1 protein-coding gene and 1 pseudogene are annotated in these 20,151 nt (G+C 49.4%); both read left to right on the plus strand.

Annotation, left to right across the window (positions count from 1 at the left end; translation table 11 throughout):
• Positions 1–114, plus strand: a pseudogene (locus HC752_RS25510) (IS982 family transposase); the annotation flags it as partial.
• A gap of 93 nt (positions 115–207) precedes the next feature.
• On the plus strand, positions 208–20,109 hold the full coding sequence (locus tag HC752_RS22250; protein ID WP_190337400.1) for an SDR family NAD(P)-dependent oxidoreductase: 19,902 nt from the start codon (positions 208–210) through the stop codon (positions 20,107–20,109).
• Positions 20,110–20,151 lie beyond the last annotated feature (42 nt).

The raw sequence follows: 20,151 nt of genomic DNA on the forward strand, positions 1-20,151 counted from the left end.
TTGAACTTAGTCGGTGGTCTTATCGCTTATTGCTTGAAAGATGACAAACCAAGTTTGAATCTAACAGCCCAAGAGTCTGAACTGTTAGATATACATGGCATCGTGGTCGCTTAACCAGATCTCAGGTAAGATTAGAAACTGGTTGCCTTAATTACGGCACACAACCCTGTAGTTTATAGATGAGACGAGTATTCAAGGATAATAAGAATGTCGACAATTTCACATAAAGATATCGCAATTATTGGTATGGCGTGCCGGTTTCCCAAAGCTGAAGATTATCATCAGTACTGGGAAAACCTTTTGGCTCAGAAAAGCTGTATTTCTGATATTCCACATACCAGATGGGATTGGAGACATTACGATGGCGATCCACTCGTCGAAGTCAATAAGAGCAATTCACGATGGGGTGGGTTTATCGACAAAGTGAACTGTTTTGACTACCGTTTTTTTGGTATTTCTCCTTCCACTGCACAGGCAATGGACCCGCAACAACGGATCATGCTAGAACTCTCATGGGCATGCATGGAAGATGCTGGGGTGGTACCGCAATCGCTGGCTGGCCAAAACGTGGGGGTGTATATTGGGGCGTTTAACTTTGATTATAAAGAGCTGTTAGAAAAACACGAGAGGCCCATAGAGGCCTATCAGTCTACTGGCACCGCCAATGCCATTATCGCCAATCGGATCTCACACTTTTATGATTTTAATGGGCCGAGTGTGACTGTGGATACCGCGTGTTCGGCGTCGATGAACGCGGTACACAGTGCTATGCAATCCCTGCAATTAGGGGATACAGATTTGGCGCTGGCCGGCGGTATCAACTTGATCTTGACCCCCACGCGACACATTTCATTTTCAAAAACCGGGATGTTGTCTCCGAGCGGCCAGAGTAAATCATTTGATGCCGGCGCTGATGGCTATGTGCGCAGTGAAGGGGCCGGACTGATTTTGTTAAAACCCTTGGCGGCTGCATTGGCAGACAACGATCAGATCCACGGCGTGATAAAAGGGGGGGCTGTCAATCACTGTGGTAAAACCCATACGTTGACCTACCCAAGTTATCAAGCGCAAGCGCAGGTTATCTCACGTGCAATGCACAATGCGCAGGTGACTCCAGATTCGATGACCTACATCGAAGCCCATGGCACCGGGACACCAAAAGGTGATCCGATAGAGATCCAGGGACTTCAGCATGCATTTCGACACAGCACCGACACCCAGTACTGTGCCATTGGCTCGGCCAAGTCTAATATCGGTCACCTGGAAGCGGCTGCGGGCATTGCTGGGATCATCAAAGTCTTGCTTTCCATGCGAGCCGGTGTACTGCCGGGGTTGGCGAATTTTAAATCGCTCAATCCGCGGATCACATTGGATGACTCGCCGTTTTATGTACTGCAAAACGCTCAACCGTGGCAACAGCGCACCGACAGTCAAGGTTTTTTGCTGCCGCGGCGTGCAGGCGTCAGTGCATTTGGCTTTGGTGGTACCAATGGACATATTGTACTGGAAGAAGCCCCTGCAAGGGCGCAGCCAGCACCGCCAAAAGCGGCACAATCCCCCTATATATTTGTGTTTTCGGCCAAAACCGAGGCCAGTTTGCAGGTGCAACTGACCAAGATGCACGCTTGGTTGTCAGGTCAAACTACCTTGGCGTTAGCGCAGCTCTGTGCCAACTTGTACAGGCATCGCACGCACTTTAGTAAACGGGTTGTGGTAATAGCCAGTTCACAAGCTGCGCTGTTGGCGAATTTACAAAATGCCATCGCGGCGGTTGCTGAGCAGTCATACGGTCAGCCTTTTCATAGTGAGCACCAGAAGGTTGAGCAAGTGTATGACCAAGCGGCGCAGTGGTTACAGGGTGTGGACATCGAACACCATCAGGTTATTCCGGAACTGACGCAGCATATCAGCTTGCCCAGTTATGCCTTCGAGACATCAGAGTGCTGGTTTGAGTCGTTACCTGAGGCTGACGATCTAGTACGGCATGAGCCAAAAGAGGCGACATCAGAAATTACCGTGCAGCATGCAGCGCAAGGAGAGAATATGGAAGGGGGAGTCGGAAAGTGTGCGCTTGTACCGCGCTGGGCACCAGTTGAATTGCAGCCTCAAAATGATGCAGTGAGCACAGTGTATCACGAAGGCGCTGTGTGTGTGGTGGGGGCGAGTGTTTCGCAACAGGCGACATTGTCTAGACTGCATAACAGAGTGTATTTTTTTGATGCACAGCAAGCGCCGGATAAGGCATTGGCTGACATAGCCTCACAGCACATTAGTCAAGTCATTTGGATCCCTCCGACGGCGAGTGATGACATCCTCGGCGGCGAGCATAACAGTTGTGTGCAAGTTTGTTTTCAATGGCTCCAGTTTGTCTTACACGAGCTGTCTGTGGCGCCCACCTGTGTGACATTGCTCATGCAACAGGATAGTGACTTGCCAGAAGATATTGCTTTTGAGCACGCACCTCTGGTGGGGATGCTTGGCAGTATTAGCAAGGAATATCCGGCGCTAAATGTGCGTTTGTTTGATGTGGGGACTGACACTGAGTGGCCGCTGCAGATCCTTGGCGACATACAGCGGCGTTTTGATGGGGTTCATTTGTATCGTAATGGGCAGTGGCTTGTGCGACAGTTTGTGCCGATTGAATGGGCGAATACCTTACCAACAACAGCGCAAGCATCTGTATTGTGTCGTCCTGGCGGCGTGTATGTCTTAGTGGGCGGGGCTGGGGGAATAGGCCGCGCTGTCACCGAATATATGCTCAAGCATCAAGGTGTACACGTGATTTGGCTGGGCCGCAGAGCACTGGATCCGAAAATTCAAGCATCTATCGCGCAATTGCGCAAAGAAGGGGTGACATTGCAGTATGTGCAAGCCGATGTCACTGAATACGCCGCTTTACAAACGGCCTACCACAACATTGTACAGCAGTTTGGTCGGGTAAATGGGGTGCTCAATGCCGCGATGGTTTTTAAGGCGTGTGCCTTTAAAAATATGAGCTTTGATGATTTTTCCGCCGTCTATGATGCCAAAGTGCAAAGCAGTGTGAATCTGGCTCGGCTGCTAAAATATGAATCGCTCGATTATCTGGTGAACTTCTCATCGATCAATAGTTTTATCACCGCCGCGGAGCAAAGTCATTATGCGGCGGGGAGTCTGTTCCAAGACACCTTATCAAACGCATTGCAACGGGCGGTATCGTTTCAAGTGAAAACCATCAATTGGGGGTATTGGACGGCTGAGGGCGCACTGGCCAACTCTGACATGTTCCAATACTGGCGTGCCAAATCTGGGGTGGGGGATTTAACCATCACCGATGCGATGGCTACCCTTGAAATCGTGATGCGTTCAGAGCTTCATCAAGTGGCGTATATTAACGCCTTAACGGCATCGGCTAACCTGCCAAATACAGATCTAAAACAGCGCTGTTACGTCGACGCAGAGGCGAGGAATGATGCACTAGATCTCATTGATTTGAATCGCTTTTTGTTGCCAGCAGCGGCGGATCTGGCCGGTGGTTTAACGTTTCGCGCAGCAGATGAGCTAACCATTCAATATATGTGGTACCAACTTTACCGCTGTGGCTTGTTTGACGGTACGAGTTTGACAGTGCAAACACTCCAGCAGCGTTTGCAGCAGCTGTGCGCAGAGCAAAGCGTTTCTTACCTTCAGCGCTGGCTACACAAAGCCATCAATTTACTGTGTGAACACGGCATTCTTGCTTATCAGACAGCTGAAGCTGATGCACAGTGCGTCTTTTCTATCACCGAACAAGGTCGACAATTGGCGACAGATGAGCGGATTCTAACACAGTGGACCGAGGCGTGTGCGAACTGGACTGCGGATCCGGCAACTGCGGCACAGGCCCATTTACTCGACGCGACGTTATCGGCGCTACCGGCAATTCTCAGCGCAGAGAAACGGGCAACTGAGATCATGTTTCCCGAGTCTTCAATGCGCTTACTGGAAGGCATTTACAAACATAATCCTGTCTCGGATTACTTCAACCGTTTGGTGGCAGATGTGGCTGCGCATATTACCCAGCACGGTTTTAAGCACGGCAAAAAAGCGCGAATATTAGAGATTGGAGCGGGCACAGGGGGCACCAGTGCGCTGGTCTTTGAGACCTTAAAACCGATGCAACACCAGGTAGAAGAATACTGCTACACCGATATTTCACGAGCTTTTTTAATGCATGCACACACGCATTATCAAGCGCACAACCCATTTTTGAAAACTGCGATTTTTAACGTAGAGCAGCCAGTAGACGAGCAAGCGGTGGAGCGTGGCAGCTATGATATGGTGATTGCAACGAATGTGCTGCATGCGACGCGCAACATTCGCAACACATTGAAAAATGCCAAGGCACTGCTCAAGCCTGGCGGTGTTTTGATCTTAAATGAATTATCCGAAGACTCCATCTTTTGCCACATGACCTTTGGCCTGCTCGAAGGGTGGTGGTTACACGAGGATTCCGCGATCAGGATCCCCGAGTGTCCAGGACTGACATCACTTGGCTGGAAACAAGCGTTAGAACAAGAAGGGTATCAGGAGGTGGCCTTCCCACAGCTGAGTGCACATGTGCTGGGGCAACAAATTATTGTTGCTAAAAGCAATGGCGTGCGGTTTGCACAATCACATGCATCTGCTGACACCCAGTCGCCACCTGCTATGGTTAATAGTGACACGGGTGAAGCAAATACCGTGGATGAGGCTTTAGTCAAACGGCGTGCGATCCCTCAGGCACACAGCACGTCAGCGCTGAAAAACACCATTAAGCAAGTCATAGCGGATGCTTTAAAATACAGCGTGAATGACATTCAAGTCGATGAGTCGTTTGCGGATTATGGGGTCGACTCTATTACTGGCGTCAACGTCGTTCAGGCTTTGAATGAGACACTGACACTGACTTTACACAGCACTTGCTTATTTGACTATACCAATATCACACGGCTGGCTGACTACATTGCAACGCAGTTGCCCGAACAACCTGAAAACCATATGGTAGAGGATGTAATCACCGCGGGTGAGCATGCGGATCAAAGCCTGTCTGCGCCGCAGAGCTGTGCGGCAGCAACCATGCCATCGACCTCATCAGATGACGATATCGCCATTGTGGGCATGAGCGGTCGCTTTGGTAAAGCTGACAATTTATCCGCGCTATGGGCTGCATTGGAAAGGGGCGAAGATTTGGTTGAACCTGTGCGCCGCTGGAATTTATCGCAATATTATCCGGGTATTGACCCGAGTGAGTATTGTGATACGGGGGCTTTACTGACGCGTATTGATCAATTTGATCCCGGCTTTTTCAACCTATCACCCAAAGAAGCCACTTACATGGACCCACAACAGCGTCTGTTTATGGAAACCTGTTGGCATGCTTTGGAAGATGCTGGGATCAGCGAGCAAAGTATGGATGGTGAAGCTGTCAGCATCTATGTGGGGTGTGAGCAGGGTGATTACGACCACTTGTTTGACGACGCGCCGCTAGCGCAGGCCTTTTGGGGCAATGCGCCGTCAATTATTCCTGCCAGAATATCTTATCACTTGAATCTAAAAGGGGCGGCCATCGCCATTGATACAGCTTGTTCAAGCTCACTGGTGGCGATCCATAACGCCTGTGATAGCTTGCGACATGGCGATGTCGATATTTCCATTGCCGGAGGGGTATTTGTGCAATCAACCCCAGATTTTTATCTGAAGTCTAATCGCGCCAATATGCTGTCTAAGTCAGGCAAGTGTTATACCTTTGATGAGCGCGCTGATGGATTTGTGCCAGGCGAAGGGGTTGGGGTTGTAGTGCTCAAACGTTTGCGCGATGCCATTGCCGACAAAGATAGAATTTATGGCGTGATCAAAGCCAGCGGTATAAACCAAGATGGCACCAGTAATGGGATCACAGCGCCAAGCTCAGTGTCTCAAGAGCGTCTGATCAAAGACACCTATGACAAATTCAATATTGATCCAGAAAACATTCAAATGGTTGAGGCTCACGGGACGGGAACTCGTTTAGGCGACCCCATTGAATATGAAGCTTTAAGCCGCGCGTACCGCCACTACTCCAGTAACACCGCGTGGATTGCATTGGGGTCGATAAAAACCAATTTAGGGCACGCCGCCACGGCTGCGGGCATGGCTGGTCTGTGCAAAATACTGTTGTCGCTACAACATAAAAAAATCCCGGCATCACTGAACTACAACACAGGTAACCCAGCTATTCAGTTTGATGACTCCCCCTTCTACGTCAATACCGCGCTCTCGAACTGGCAGTCAAGTGGACAGCGCCCCAGAGCAGCCGCGATCAGCTCGTTCGGGTTTAGCGGCACCAACGCCCATTTAGTGATTGAAGAAGCGCCTGAATTACAGTCCACAACAGAGACCCAGAGCCACTATTTACTCTGCTTGTCGGCAAAGACGGCGCAGCAGCTCAGCCGCCGCGTTGAAGATCTCTTGGCACATCTGCAAAGTGGCCTCGTCACTAACTGTGCGGATCTGAGTTACTCGCTGTTGCAAAGGCGTACGCATTTTGAATACCGCTTTGCGTGTGTGGTTGAAAATCTGGCGCACGCTGAGCAGGCCTTAAAGCAGTGGATAGCCGGCGAGCCGGCAACACAGGTTTATGACAATATTCAGTCAGTATCTACCAGCGCGGTGCGCCCAGGCTATGCACAGTTTGCAATGGACTCACTAAACAAAGCGATAACGGAGCAAAACCACGTACTTTATCAGCAAGCACTAGATATGCTTGGACAGCTCTATAGCGAGGGCGAGGCATGTGATTTTTCAGTGTTATTTCAGCACAGTGCAGCTCGGGTGATCACGTTGCCTGACTACCCTTTTGAGCAAAAGACCATTTGGGTAGATAATCAGGTTGAAAATCGGCGCAGCGCTTCTGTGCAGCAGGCCAACAAACTTCATCCATTAGTGCATAACAACGCGTCGACCTTTTTGCAGCAACGTTTTGTCAGTCACTTTGACAGCCAAGATTACTTTTTACAACAACATGTGATCCATGGCAAAAAGATACTGCCAGGTGTCAGTATGGTTGAGATGGTGCGTGCGGCGCTGTCAATATCCACGCAAGGTACTAAGCCGGTTGAGCGACACACTCTGGTGATGAACAATATTGGCTGGTTGACACCTTGGGTGCTTGATGAAGCTGCAAAAACGGTGCACATTGACCTGCATCGTGACGGGGCTGGCACGCGATTTGAAATCAACAGTACAGCGAGCTCTTCGCAAGTTGAGCCTGTGACGCATTGTAGCGGAGAAGCGCAATTGGAAGCGCCCTTTGCGCCTTTGAATCGTGCTGTGCCTGAGCTCCCTACAAGCGGATCACTTGTGCTATCTGCTGAGTCTATCTACGCGTATTTTGAGCAGTGCCACATAGCGTATGGTGAGCAGTTTAGACGAGTTTCGCAATTGACCATCTCAGGCACGCAAGGGGTTGCAGATATTGTGGTACACCCAGCGCAAAACTTTGCGCAACAAGAGATGGAGATTGAACCAGGGATTTTTGATGGGGTGCTGCAATCCGCAGCGGTTTTGATTGCTCGCAGCTGTGATATTGATGAGGCACTGGTGCCAATCGCGTTAGAACAATTGCGAATTTATGGCGCACTCAATGACACTGTGCGCGCACATATAACTATGACCTCCGATCTCAATGCGAACACCAGTGTGCACAAAGTGAATATTGAAGTGTTTAGCGAAGAAGGCAATTTGATTGCGAGCATGACCGGGTTGAGTTTTAGAGCCATGTTAGCGACCTCCCCCTCACCGGATAAGGTGAGTGTGCCAGCAGTGCAGGACATGCAAACGTTACAGTTTAGCCACGCGATACAAGCGACAGAACGAGCGGTGCATTTAGCACTGCGTGACGGGGTTGCACTGGATAAAGAGCAGTTGATTGTTGTATTGGGTGAGACACATGTACAGATCCAAGCTGGAACCGACTTTGCGCCGTATCAGGCACAATTGCAGCAAGTGTGTGAGCAATTTAATGGCGTAGAACATCAGAACTTAAACGAAACTTTTGAGCGCCATTCGAGTTGTTTGCTGGCGATGTTACAGTTGCTGATGCAGCAAAAACAATTGACAGAGATCCGCTTACAAGTGGTGGCCGCCACACATATGCCTGAAGGTGAGGAAAATATCCTGACATCGGTTACGTCGAGCTTATCCGCGTTATTAAAAACCACAGCACTTGAAGATCCGAGATTTCATTGCCAATTTATCGACATTGCAGCACCAGAAGGGTCAGCACCGCTCAGCCAAGCACACATAAATGAACTGTGCTGCGTTGCAACCAATCATATGGATGAAGCGTATTTACTATATAAAAACAATACGCTATACCGAGAAGCTTGGACCGAGATCAACCCTGATGTAGCGGCTCTTAGTCCGTGGCGTGACGATGCGGTATATCTGATCACTGGCGGTTTGGGCGGGATTGGCTACGCGATTGCACAAGATATTGTTCAGCACACCCGCACCGCACGTATTTTCTTACTGGGGTCGCGTCAAGCCGATCTGCACACCGAGCAGCAGATCGCACAACTCAACTCGCTTGGTGGTCACGCTTCTTACCACAGTGTCGATGTGACTCAAGCGGCGGCACTCAACCACTTTATTGCTGCTCACCAAAATGCGCTGAAATGTATCACGATATTGCACTGTGCTGGCGTGACCCGTGACAGTTTGGTGGCTTATATGGCTCCAGAGCGTTTGCACCAGACATACCAACCAAAAATTGCTGGCGTGGTGAACCTAGATACCGCCACCAAACATTTAGATGTTGAAAATCTGGTGCTGTTTTCCTCTGTTAGCGCCGTATTGGGGAATGTGGGTCAGGGCAATTACGCCACTGCAAATAAGTTTATGGACCGGTATGCGACGTACCGCAGTCAGTTAGTTCAACGTGGTGAACGCAGAGGTCGCACTGTGTCCATCAACTGGCCTATTTGGGGTACCGAGGGAATGGTAATTGATGCGCCGACTCTTGCGCGCATGCGCCAAGAGTGGGGGATGAGCACCCTGGCTCCGCAACAAGGCTTGCAAACGCTTTATCAAGTGTTACAGAGTCGACACGACAATGTGTTTGTCATGCATGGTGTCAGCGCGCGGATCCGGGCGCTGTTTAACGCACCAACTCAGTCCCAATCACCTGATCAGACAATGGCCTTTTTGATAGCACAAAGCTGTGAATTGACTGGTGTGGCAGCCCATGAATTGGACACCCATCTAGCATTTGATGAGTATGGCTTTGATATGACACAACGGAGCGTGCTGATCGATAGGCTCAGTGCAAAGTTAGGTGAAAGTATCGACAAACATATTCTGTATCAAGCAGGCTCGCTTGACGAGTTAAATACCTATCTTAATCAAGCACCTGAGCGCCAGCAGCGCTCAGAGATACTCAACTCAAGTGAGCAAATTAGCGCGGCGCAGCACGCGCCAGTGGCAACGCAACAGATCACTGATAATGTTGCGCAGCTATTGCGTGAACTTGTGCACCAACATACTGATATCGCATTGGAAGATATTACCAGCGATGCGCATTTTGAGCGTTATGGTATTGACTCTCTGATGGTGGTGAGTATGACCAGTGCGCTTGAGAAAATATGCGGACGTTTACCAAAAACGCTGTTTTTTGAATACAATACCATTGCGCAGATCAGCCAATATATTTCAGAACATTTCCCTGAAAAATTGCAAGCGCACTTTGCGCCCAACACTGCGCCTGACTCGAGTGTGACTGAGCCTGATGAAACCGCCATTGAAGGTGAACTCGATCAGCACAGCGGCGCACCACACGGGGGAGCATCGCACCAGGAAAACACGGTATTATCAGCACCTCATACTGAGCCGACACTGACAGCTGCCTTGCCAGCGCAACCACAGCACATTGCCATCGTTGGGATTGCAGGTCGCTATCCCAAAGCGAGTTCGCTACATGAGTTTTGGCAAAACCTCGTTCAAGGTGTGGATACCATTACTGAGATACCGGCCTCGCGTTGGGATCACAGTCGTTACTTTGATGAGCGCAAAGGGGTACTTGGAAAAACATACAGTAAGTGGGGCGGTTTTATTGATGGCGTAGATGAATTTGATCCCTTATTTTTTAATATCTCTCCCCATGATGCGGAATTTATGGATCCGCAAGAGCGTATATTCTTGCAGTGTGCCTATCACGCGTTAGAAGATGCTGGTTATGCCGATACTTATTGCGCTCAGCCTGGTGCCAACCTGCTGGGCGAAAAAGTGGGAGTATTTGTCGGCGTCATGTATTCGGAATATCAACTTTATGGCGCGCAGCAAGGTGTGCATGGCACCCCGATTTCACTCGGTGGAAGTGCTGCCTCAATTGCTAATCGGGTGTCGTTTAGTCTGAACTTTACGGGACCTAGTTTGGCTGTCGATAGCATGTGTTCAGCGTCATTGACGTCAATTAATTTAGCGTGTGAAAGCATTCTCAATGGCCACTGTCATGCTGCGATTGCTGGCGGGGTTAACCTAAATCTGCACCCGAATAAATATTTAAACTTGGCGCAGGGCAACTTTGCTTCATCAGAAGGGCGTTGTAAGAGCTTCGCCGCGGATGGCAATGGCTATGTGCCCAGTGAAGGGTGTGGTGCGCTTATCCTGAAACCACTTTCACAGGCACTTCGGGATAATGACCAAATCTATGGCCTGATAAAAGCTTCGTCTATTAACCACGCAGGTAAAACCAATGGCTACACTGTGCCCAGCCCCAATGCACAGGCCGAGGTGATCAGTAGCGCGCTGTCCAGTGCAGATGTTGATGTGACCACGCTTGGCTATATCGAGGCCCATGGGACAGGCACGTCACTGGGCGATCCGATTGAAATTGCAGGTTTAGAAAAAGCCTTTAAAGGCATGAGCAGTGCACCGTTTAGCTGCCGCATCGGTTCAGTAAAGTCGAATATTGGACACTGTGAGGGGGCGGCAGGGGTTGCGGGTGTGAGCAAAGTGCTGTTGCAAATGAAGCATCAAAAATTAGTGCCTTCAATTCACGCTCAAACACTGAATCCAAATATTGATTTTGAGCATTCTTTGCTGCAACTACAAACTCACTATGAAGATTGGCCACACCAGCAGCGAGAGGACACCATCTTACCTTATCGCGCCGGTATTTCTTCGTTTGGCGCGGGCGGGGCGAATGCACATATTGTGCTTGAAGAGTATCCAGTGGCTGCGCGTAGTTCAGCCGATGACAGTGATGTGGCGCTGCCCTATATGTTCTCTGCTGCAACACCTCAGCAGTTGAGTATATTGGTCAGTGATTTCTTAGCGTGGTTTGCTGCGGGGCATTTTGACTCAGTTGCTCTTGCTGATATCGCGTATACGCTGCAAGTTGGACGCAAAGCGCTCAAAGAGCGTTTGGTGATCATCGCCAGTTCTCGCACTGAGTTGGTTGAGAAGCTGACATCTTATCAGGGCGGGCAAGCCGCGACAGGTGTATTCAGTGCAAATATCAAGGTGGCGAACGAACAACAAAATCAAGCCGCTACGGATTTTACCGCATATCCGTGGTTACTCGATTGGTGCTTAGGGCAAAAGGTCGATGCGCAGGCTCTGTGGTTTACAGACCAGCAAGTTCGTCGCGTATCTCTGCCGACCTATCCATTCAAGCAGGACTCATATTGGTACACATCAATTTGTGATGATGCGCCACAACTTGCGCCTGTGACGCCACATCAGCATCCGTTGTTACAGCGTAATACATCCAATTTTTCGGGTGTGCGTTATGAAAACGATTTTAACGGGCAGGAGTGGTTCTTGCGCGATCATCAAGTGAGCGCCGAAAAAGTACTGCCGGGTGTGGCCTATCTAGAAATGGCGGTGCAAGCTGCCAAAGACGTACATAAACTCACGGATAGTCATGGTCTCTCGCTGTCAAATATGGTGTGGCGCCGCGCTGTGGTCGTGGCTGAACAAGGTGACCGTATTGAGATGGCTCTGACCCCGAAAGGCAGTAGCAGCATTGATTTTACGGTGCAACATAATGACGCGCTGTGTATGAATGCGCAGATCAACATCGAGGAGCGGGATCCACAACACGGCCGCTTTGGTGGTAATAAACAGCCAGATTTACAACAATTAATGGACAGTGCCCGCGCCATAGCACCAGCGGATTTCTATGCGGCTTTTGCGCAGCACGGCATTGAATATGGTGAGACACACCGTTTGGTCCAAGCGCTGTACGTCACTCCCACTCAGGCGCTTGCCAATATCGCGCTTGCGCCGACACAGGAAAGCCAGCTGCGTACATTCACTTTACATCCGGGCCTGATGGATGCGGCTTTGCAAGCAATCAAAGCATTTTACATACAAGATGCGGATCCACGTTTGATGGTGCCGTTTTCATGTCAGCAAGTGCGTATCCACGCAGCGCTAAGTGCCACTATGTGGGTGCTGTGCAGTCGAGACGAGAAGGGGGCAAAACATCAATTCAATATTGAGGTGTTCAATAACAAAGGTGAACTAAGCGTGCAATTTAAACAGTTAGCAGTGATGCCATATCATGGACCGGGCAGCGTACATCAAACGCCTTCAGATGAGCAGATCAAGGTGACCAAAACCAGCTCAAGCCATAGCGCGAGCTCATCGGTAGCAAGTGCGAACGACGCGTGGGATCAATATTTGATACCGCGCTGGACAACTGTAGCCGTTGCCGCTGAGCATGAACGCCTCGATACACAACGCAATACGTTAGTGGTTGAGCTGGGAGACTACTCAAAAGCGCTCAGCGTATTGCAATATAACAAAGGCACAAGCATTGCACTCAAAGAGAGCTACTCCGTCGAGGACATTGTCAACAAGATCACTCATGCTGGCGAATTTGATGAAATCGTGTGTTTAGCTGCCAACGTTGAACTGAACTATGACAGTGCATCAGGCAATGATTTAGACCTTGCATACACTAAGCTCAGCAGTACGCAAAAAGGGAGCGCATTGCTTTGCTTTAACTTTATCAAGGCACTACTACAGTGTGGTTATGCAAATCGGGCACTGGATATCAAACTGGTTACGATCCATGCCTTTTCCGTTTTGCCGGATGAAGGAGCCGATCCCGCTTATGCAAGTCTACATGGCCTATTTGGCTGTCTGGCCAAAGAGTATAAAAACTGGCATGTCACTGCTGTGGATAGCGATTTTATCAGTGGCTTGCCAATACACGCGCTGAGTCGTGTTGAACAAGCTACCGATGGTGTATCGATAGCTTACCGACAAGGGCAATGGTTTGTTCAACAACTTTACCCATATACGCCACCGAGTGTGTCGAGTGAGCCCTACCGCGATGGCGGGGTTTATGTGGTTGTTGGCGGCGCTGGCGGTTTAGGTCAGGTGTGGAGTGAAATGATGATTAAAACCCATCAAGCCCATGTGGTCTGGATTGGCCGGCGTGAACAAGATGCTGAGATCAGCGACGCTATGGAAAGTCTTGCACAATATGGTCCCAAGCCTTGGTATCTGTGCGCAGATGCCAGTGATCCAGTTGCGATGCGTGACGCGTTGGATTCAATTAAATTACGCCACTCGCACATTCATGGGGTGGTGCACTCAGCATTGGTGCTGCAAGATCGCAGTTTGGCCAGAATGTCACAGGATGAGTTCCTCGGTTGTTTAAGCGCTAAAGTGGATATATCCCTGTGTTTGGCACAAACATTTAAGGCTGAATCGTTGGATTTTGCTTTGTTTTTCTCATCCTTAATTGCGTTTACACGCAATCCAGGGCAAGCAAACTATGCCACTGGCTCGGTGTTTGAAGATGTTTTCGCAACGCAAATAAACCGCCATTGGTCATGCAAAGTGAGCGTGATCAACTGGGGTTATTGGGGAGATGTCGGTGCAGTGAGCGACGCGTCTTATCGTCATAGAATGGAGAAAGCTGGTATCTTATCGATCCAGCCTGAGCCTGCCATGGCAGCCATTCATCACTTACTGAGCAGTGATGAGCCACAACTTGGATTTATTCGTGTGGACAGCAGGGCACAGATCGGCGGCGTGAACGAACATGCTCAGATCACTCGTGCTCAAGAGCTACAATATGTATTACCTGATATTCAGGCTGAATTTGATTTGGCCTATCAGGAGGGAGCTGCGCGTCAACAAGCCCTCAGACACCTTGGACAATTAGATCAGCAAGCCAATCAAACCTTGACTGAAGCTTTGCTGCCTTTGTTAGCTGTACAATTACGTGCTGCAGGAGTTTTTGCTGGGCACACAGGTTCAGAAGTGAGCATTTCCGATCTGGTTGGCAGTATACAAGGGTTGGGGCTGAGTGCGTATCATATGACGATGTTTAGCCAGTGGTTGACGTACAGTGTGGAGCTCTTGCAGCAAGCTGGGTGGATCAAACAAGTGGGGCAGCGGTTACTCTCATTGCAACCAGCGCAGACACTGGATGCGGACACCTGCTGGCAGCGTTGGAAACAATATTGCCAACACAATCAAGATAACAACCTGATCGCGGCAAAAGCGACGCTATTGGATGCCATGATCACGGCTCTACCTGATATCATCACAGGTAAGATAAAAGCCACCGATATTATGTTTCCTCAGTCGTCTATGGCTTTGGTAGAAGGTGTGTATAAAAATAATGAGGTGTCGGATTACTTTAACCATGACGTCGCACTGGCCGTTTGTTCAGCCATTCGAGCCTGGCAGCAACAGGGACATGGTCGTAAATTAAGAATTCTGGAGATAGGTGCAGGCACGGGCGGCACCACAGCTGGACTGTTAGAAAAGCTGCGACCGTTTGCGCCACAGATTGCCGAATATTGTTACACCGATGTCTCTCAGGCGTTTCTCAATCATGCACAAACCCACTATGTGGCAGACTTTCCATTTATCAAAACGCAGTTGCTTAATATCGAACAACCCCTCTTGACGCAAGGGGTGAGTACAGGCAGTTACGATATCGTCATAGCAGCACAAGTATTACATGCCACGAAGAGTATCAGCACCACTTTGGCACACACAAAAGCGCTGCTTAAACGCAATGGTGTATTGATCCTCAATGAACTGAGCGAGCGCTCTGTATATAGCCATCTGACTTTTGGCTTGTTAGATGGTTGGTGGCTGTATCAAGATGCTGCTTTGCGAATGCCGTATTCACCGGGGTTATCCTCATCAGGCTGGCAACTTTGTTTGGCTGCACAGGGTTTTAGCCAAAGCTACTTCCCCGCGCCACAATCTCATGGCATGGGTCAGCAAATTGTCATTGCGATCAGTGATGGCAATTATATGATACCCAAGCAGGTAGACAGCACGGATCTTCCCCTAGATGTCGGTAAGCCGGCAGCGCAGAAGACCCAGAGCGTGTCCGCAGCCACCCGTAGCTCTGGGCAAGTTGCGCAGCAGCTGACTCAGGTGAATACAGTGATCATGCAGGCATTTTCGGCGGCATTAAAAGTGCCTACAGCGTCAATTGACCCCACAGAAGCGTTCTCGGATTATGGCTTAGACTCGATCACTGGCGTCAATGTGGCGCAAACCATTTCCACTGAGTTGGACGTAGATCTCAATACCACAGCACTATTTGACTATGTTAATGTGGAGCAACTGGCACAGTATGTGGTGTCTTTGTTATCAGACAAAGCTGAAAATGAGATCCCACACCTTGAGCCATCAGTTAGTAGCGCTGCACCTGTGCAATCGTCGCAAACCGATCAGGCTGAAGTGATGTCAATCGTCACGCGCGCACTGTCTCACGCATTAAAAGTGCCGCCAGAGGTGATTGAACCAACAGAAGCTTTTTCAGACTATGGGCTAGACTCCATCACAGGTGTGAATGTCGCGCAAACCATCTCCAATGAACTTAACATTGACCTCAACACCACGGTGTTATTCGACCATGTCAATGTCGAGCAGCTCTGTCAGCATATATTGGCACAACACCCTGATATAGCCGAGACAACAGTATCGGTGTCAGCGTTCCCCGAGTTGGCGGCGACACACAGCAGTCAGTCAAAAGCCGTTGATGATGCGCAGCAAGCTGCAATTTATGAGGTGATCACACAAGCTCTGTGTGATGCATTGAAAGTTCCTGTGGCTGATATTGATCCCCACGAGGGGTTTGCGGACTATGGTTTGGACTCTATCTCTGGGGTCGGTGTGGCACAACGTATTTCCCAACAATTAGGCATTGAGCTCAGCACCACAGTGTTGTTTGATTATGTGTCAGTACAGCAGCTAGCAGAACATATTTTGACGAGCTACTCAGAGCTCAATATCGCCCAAAATATGAATAGCTTTGACCATGCGCAAGTGCTTCACACCGCTTTGGACAATGATCCTACGTCTTCGAGCAATGACATTCAGCAAACGCCGAAACAGGAAGTGCAACAGCTACCAACTCGACGCGAATATCCAGATGAGGCGATCGCTGTGGTGGGGATGAGTGGCCGTTTCCCTGGCTCTGAGAGCGTGGATGCACTATGGCAAAACATTGCTAATCGCGTTGATCTAGTGACGCCAATAACACGTTGGGATATGTCAAAATACGCTGGGCTATCCACTGATTTTTGTGCTCAAGGGGGCTTTCTTCGTAACATAGAGCAATTTGACCCAGGCTTTTTTAATATTTCAGGGACCGAAGCAACCTATATGGATCCACAGCAGCGATTGTTCTTACAAGAGTCTTGGAAAGCGCTTGAAGATGCAGGTTATGCCGGTGATCCCAACTTTGGTGAAAAAGCGGGAGTGTATGTTGGCTGTAATAGCGGTGACTACAAGAACATGTTGTCGCAAGACGCCCCTGCTCAAGCTTTTTGGGGGAATGCTGGCTCTATCACCCCGGCGCGGTTATCTTATTACTTAAACTTGATGGGACCTGCCGTGGCAGTAGATACGGCCTGTTCAAGCTCTTTGGTTGCGATTCATTTAGCGTGTCAGGGGCTGTGGTCCGGCGAGCTGGATGTGGCGCTTGCTGGCGGGGTATTTGTGCAATCAACCCCTGAATTCTATCTGCAAGCGGACCGTGCCAATATGCTGTCTAAACAGGGCCGCTGTCAGACGTTTGATGCCGCAGCGGATGGCTTTGTACCCGCTGAAGGAGTCGGTGTGTTAATACTGAAACGACTCGCGGATGCCTTGGCGGATGGCGATCACATCCATGGCGTCATAAAAGGCAGTGGTATCAATCAAGATGGTGCCAGCAATGGCATCACAGCGCCGAGCGCAAAGTCGCAACAAAAGCTGATAAAAGAGGTTCACCGTCGTTTCAACATTGCACCTGAGGATATTCAACTGATCGAAGCCCACGGTACAGGCACCAGTTTAGGGGATCCAATTGAAAGTGAGGGTCTAAAGGCGAGTTTTCAGACAGAGGCAGCTCAGTCTGCCAATGCATGTGCTTTAGGGTCAATCAAGTCCAACATGGGGCATGCTATCACGGCTGCCGGCGTTGCCAGTGCGGTCAAAGTTTTAATGGCGTTAAAACATCGTCAGCTGCCTCCGACTATTCACTACGAAAAGCTCAATGATCAGATCAATTTTGCCGATACGCCATTTTACGTCAATACTGAGCTCACTCCGTGGGCGCAGCCAGTGGGCAAACTAAGAACAGCCGCGATCAGCTCATTTGGATTCAGTGGCACTAATGCACACCTAGTGCTCGAAGAAGCGCCAGTTAGCGCACATGTCCAACCGCCACGAGCACAGTATTTGTTCGTGTTGTCGTCACAGTCACAACCTCAGTTGCTGATCATGGCCAAACAGCTCTTGGCACACAGTCAAAGTCACGAACTTGATCTGGCAGCAACGAGCTTTACCCTGCTCAATGGTCGGAAGCACTGTGCACACCGCTTGGCGTGGGTTGCCCGTGATCAGCAAGAATTGGCACAAATTTTAACGACCTATATCGAAGGCAGAGAGGATCCCGCCTACAGTTATGCGCACTTTGATAGAAAAGCGTTTAAAAAACAAATGTCACTGCAAGCATATAGCAATGAATGTGTTCAGCGCTTCAGCAGCAGCCAAAGCGCGCAGGAGCAGTACGACGCATTGCGTATCATCGCCGATCTGTTTGTACAAGGGTATCGCATTGAATTGAGCCATCTATTTTTAGCCACTGAGCGTCGCCGAGTGCCGCTGCCTACTTACCCCTTTACACAGAAAAAATATTGGGTGCCTTCATCTGAGGAGGTTGATAGTGGCACAGTGTTGGCACCGGAGTCCAATGCGCAGCCTTTCTCTTGGCTGTTAACAAAGCCTCATTATGCGGCATCTCCTTTCGACGCTGTCGACTCCTGGGATAAAGCCGTAGCACAGTTAGCAGGTAAAACCTTGTATCTATTGGGAGAAGAACCTCAAACAGCTGCGTTGGCTAAATTGCTCTATCAAGTATGTGATAAAGCCAAACTGGCCGAATTCCCAGCGCTTACCTGCTTGTCATATCAGCAGGTCGCAAAGATGGACTCATTAGCGTCATTGCCTGACTATATTTTGTGCATGGACAGCTTAGACGACAGTGCACGAGAAGCACAAACAGGCCTACAGGGACTGTTTGGGTTACTCAAAGCCACCATGAAAAATAATTGGCAGCAGGCTGTCGAAGTGTATTATATCTATGAAGACAGAGCAGCCAGTCAAGCGTATCTTGATGCTATGTCCGGGTTCTATGAATCTGTGACGCGTGAAAATGACGCTTATCGCTTTACTTTGATCCAGCATGGATCGCAACAGCAAACATTACAACAAATGTTGCTACAAGAAGTGTTGCAAAGCGATGGCGTCGACAAAGCGGTTAAAAAAGTGCAGTATCATCAAGGTGAGCGCCAAATAGAGCTACATGCTGAATACCACCAAGATGAGGTGCAGAGTGCGCCCGAGCAGATTGCATTTGAGGATGGAAAAACCTACCTCATAACGGGTGGATTTGGTCCCGTTGGCCGTTTGTTATGTGAACGATTGGTGAAAACCTGGCAGGCCAATTTTGTGGTACTGTCTCGCTCTGTGCTCGATGATGAACAGCGTGCGCTGTGCGCGCAGCTCAACCAATACAAAGGACGTATCCATTACCATGCAGTGGATATTTGTGACCAACAGGCACTGCAGCAAACCCTTGAGCAAGTTGCTCAACAAGTGGGGCCGATCCATGGGGTGGTGCATATGGCAAGGTTGGTGCATGATAACTTATTGGTAGCAAAAAGTTGGCAGGAATTTAGTGACACGATAAAGGCAAAAGTCACAGGTACGGTTAATCTGGATAGGTGCCTTGCTGAAGCGCCTTTGGACTTTTTTGTGATGTTTTCGTCGATCGCAGCTTTTGGCTTGCGAGGCGGAACGGATTACGGCTATTCAGCGGCCTTCCAAAATAGTTTTGCACGTTATCGAAATGGCCTCACAGCTGAAGGGTTACGTTTTGGTCGAGCGATATCACAATGTTGGGCCGGGTGGAGTGTAGACCGATATATGCCAGCTGCGCGAATGGATGTAATGCAAAAACATGGTATGGTCCCCATCGATATGGATGTTGCGATGCCGATGTTTTGTGAGAGTTTGAATTTATCTGAGCCTGTGGTCGGGTTTGTCGGGATCTCCGATAAAGACAAAGCGAAACGTTTCTTTGACGTCGATAGGCAAGACACTGTGTTAACCGAGTCGGAACAACTGGAACAGCTCTTGACCGAATGGTCGACACACCAGTCTCACCTGAGTGACGGCGACAAAGGGACTATTAAGGATGCAATGATTGGCATGTTAGCTCAGTTTGATGTCAATCACTTCAGCGATGCTCAAGTAGAAAAAGTGTATGGCATCTTGTTTGACCAGAGCCAAGCTCGTACTGAAGACGCCATTCTCAAAGTGGCAGCTGTGTTGTCGGCTGAGCTGCCACAGAGGGAGCAGCGCGACATCCCCAAAATCGTGCTGGACACCGTAAAACACGCGTTATTAGTTGAGGAGATCTCGGTCGATGAATCACTACAATATTATGGCATGGATTCCGTGTCGGCTATGCAGATCTCTTCGCGTTTAAGTAAAAACTTGGGTATCCAGATTGAACCGGTTTGGCTGCTCGAAAACCCGACTATTCGAGAGTTTGCGGATTATTTAAATGTGCAGTTTGCAGACTCGATATAAAAACATGACATGAACACAGTACCCCTCGTAGTTGCTAGACGC

It is taken from the genome of Vibrio sp. S9_S30 (genome assembly GCF_014694455.1).
In the GTDB taxonomy this organism is placed as follows: domain Bacteria; phylum Pseudomonadota; class Gammaproteobacteria; order Enterobacterales; family Vibrionaceae; genus Vibrio.

Excerpts from the sequence above, each read along its gene's own strand:
- HC752_RS22250 (WP_190337400.1), top strand. The coding sequence starts at position 208 with ATGTCGACAATTTCACATAAAGATATCGCAATTATTGGTATGGCGTGC.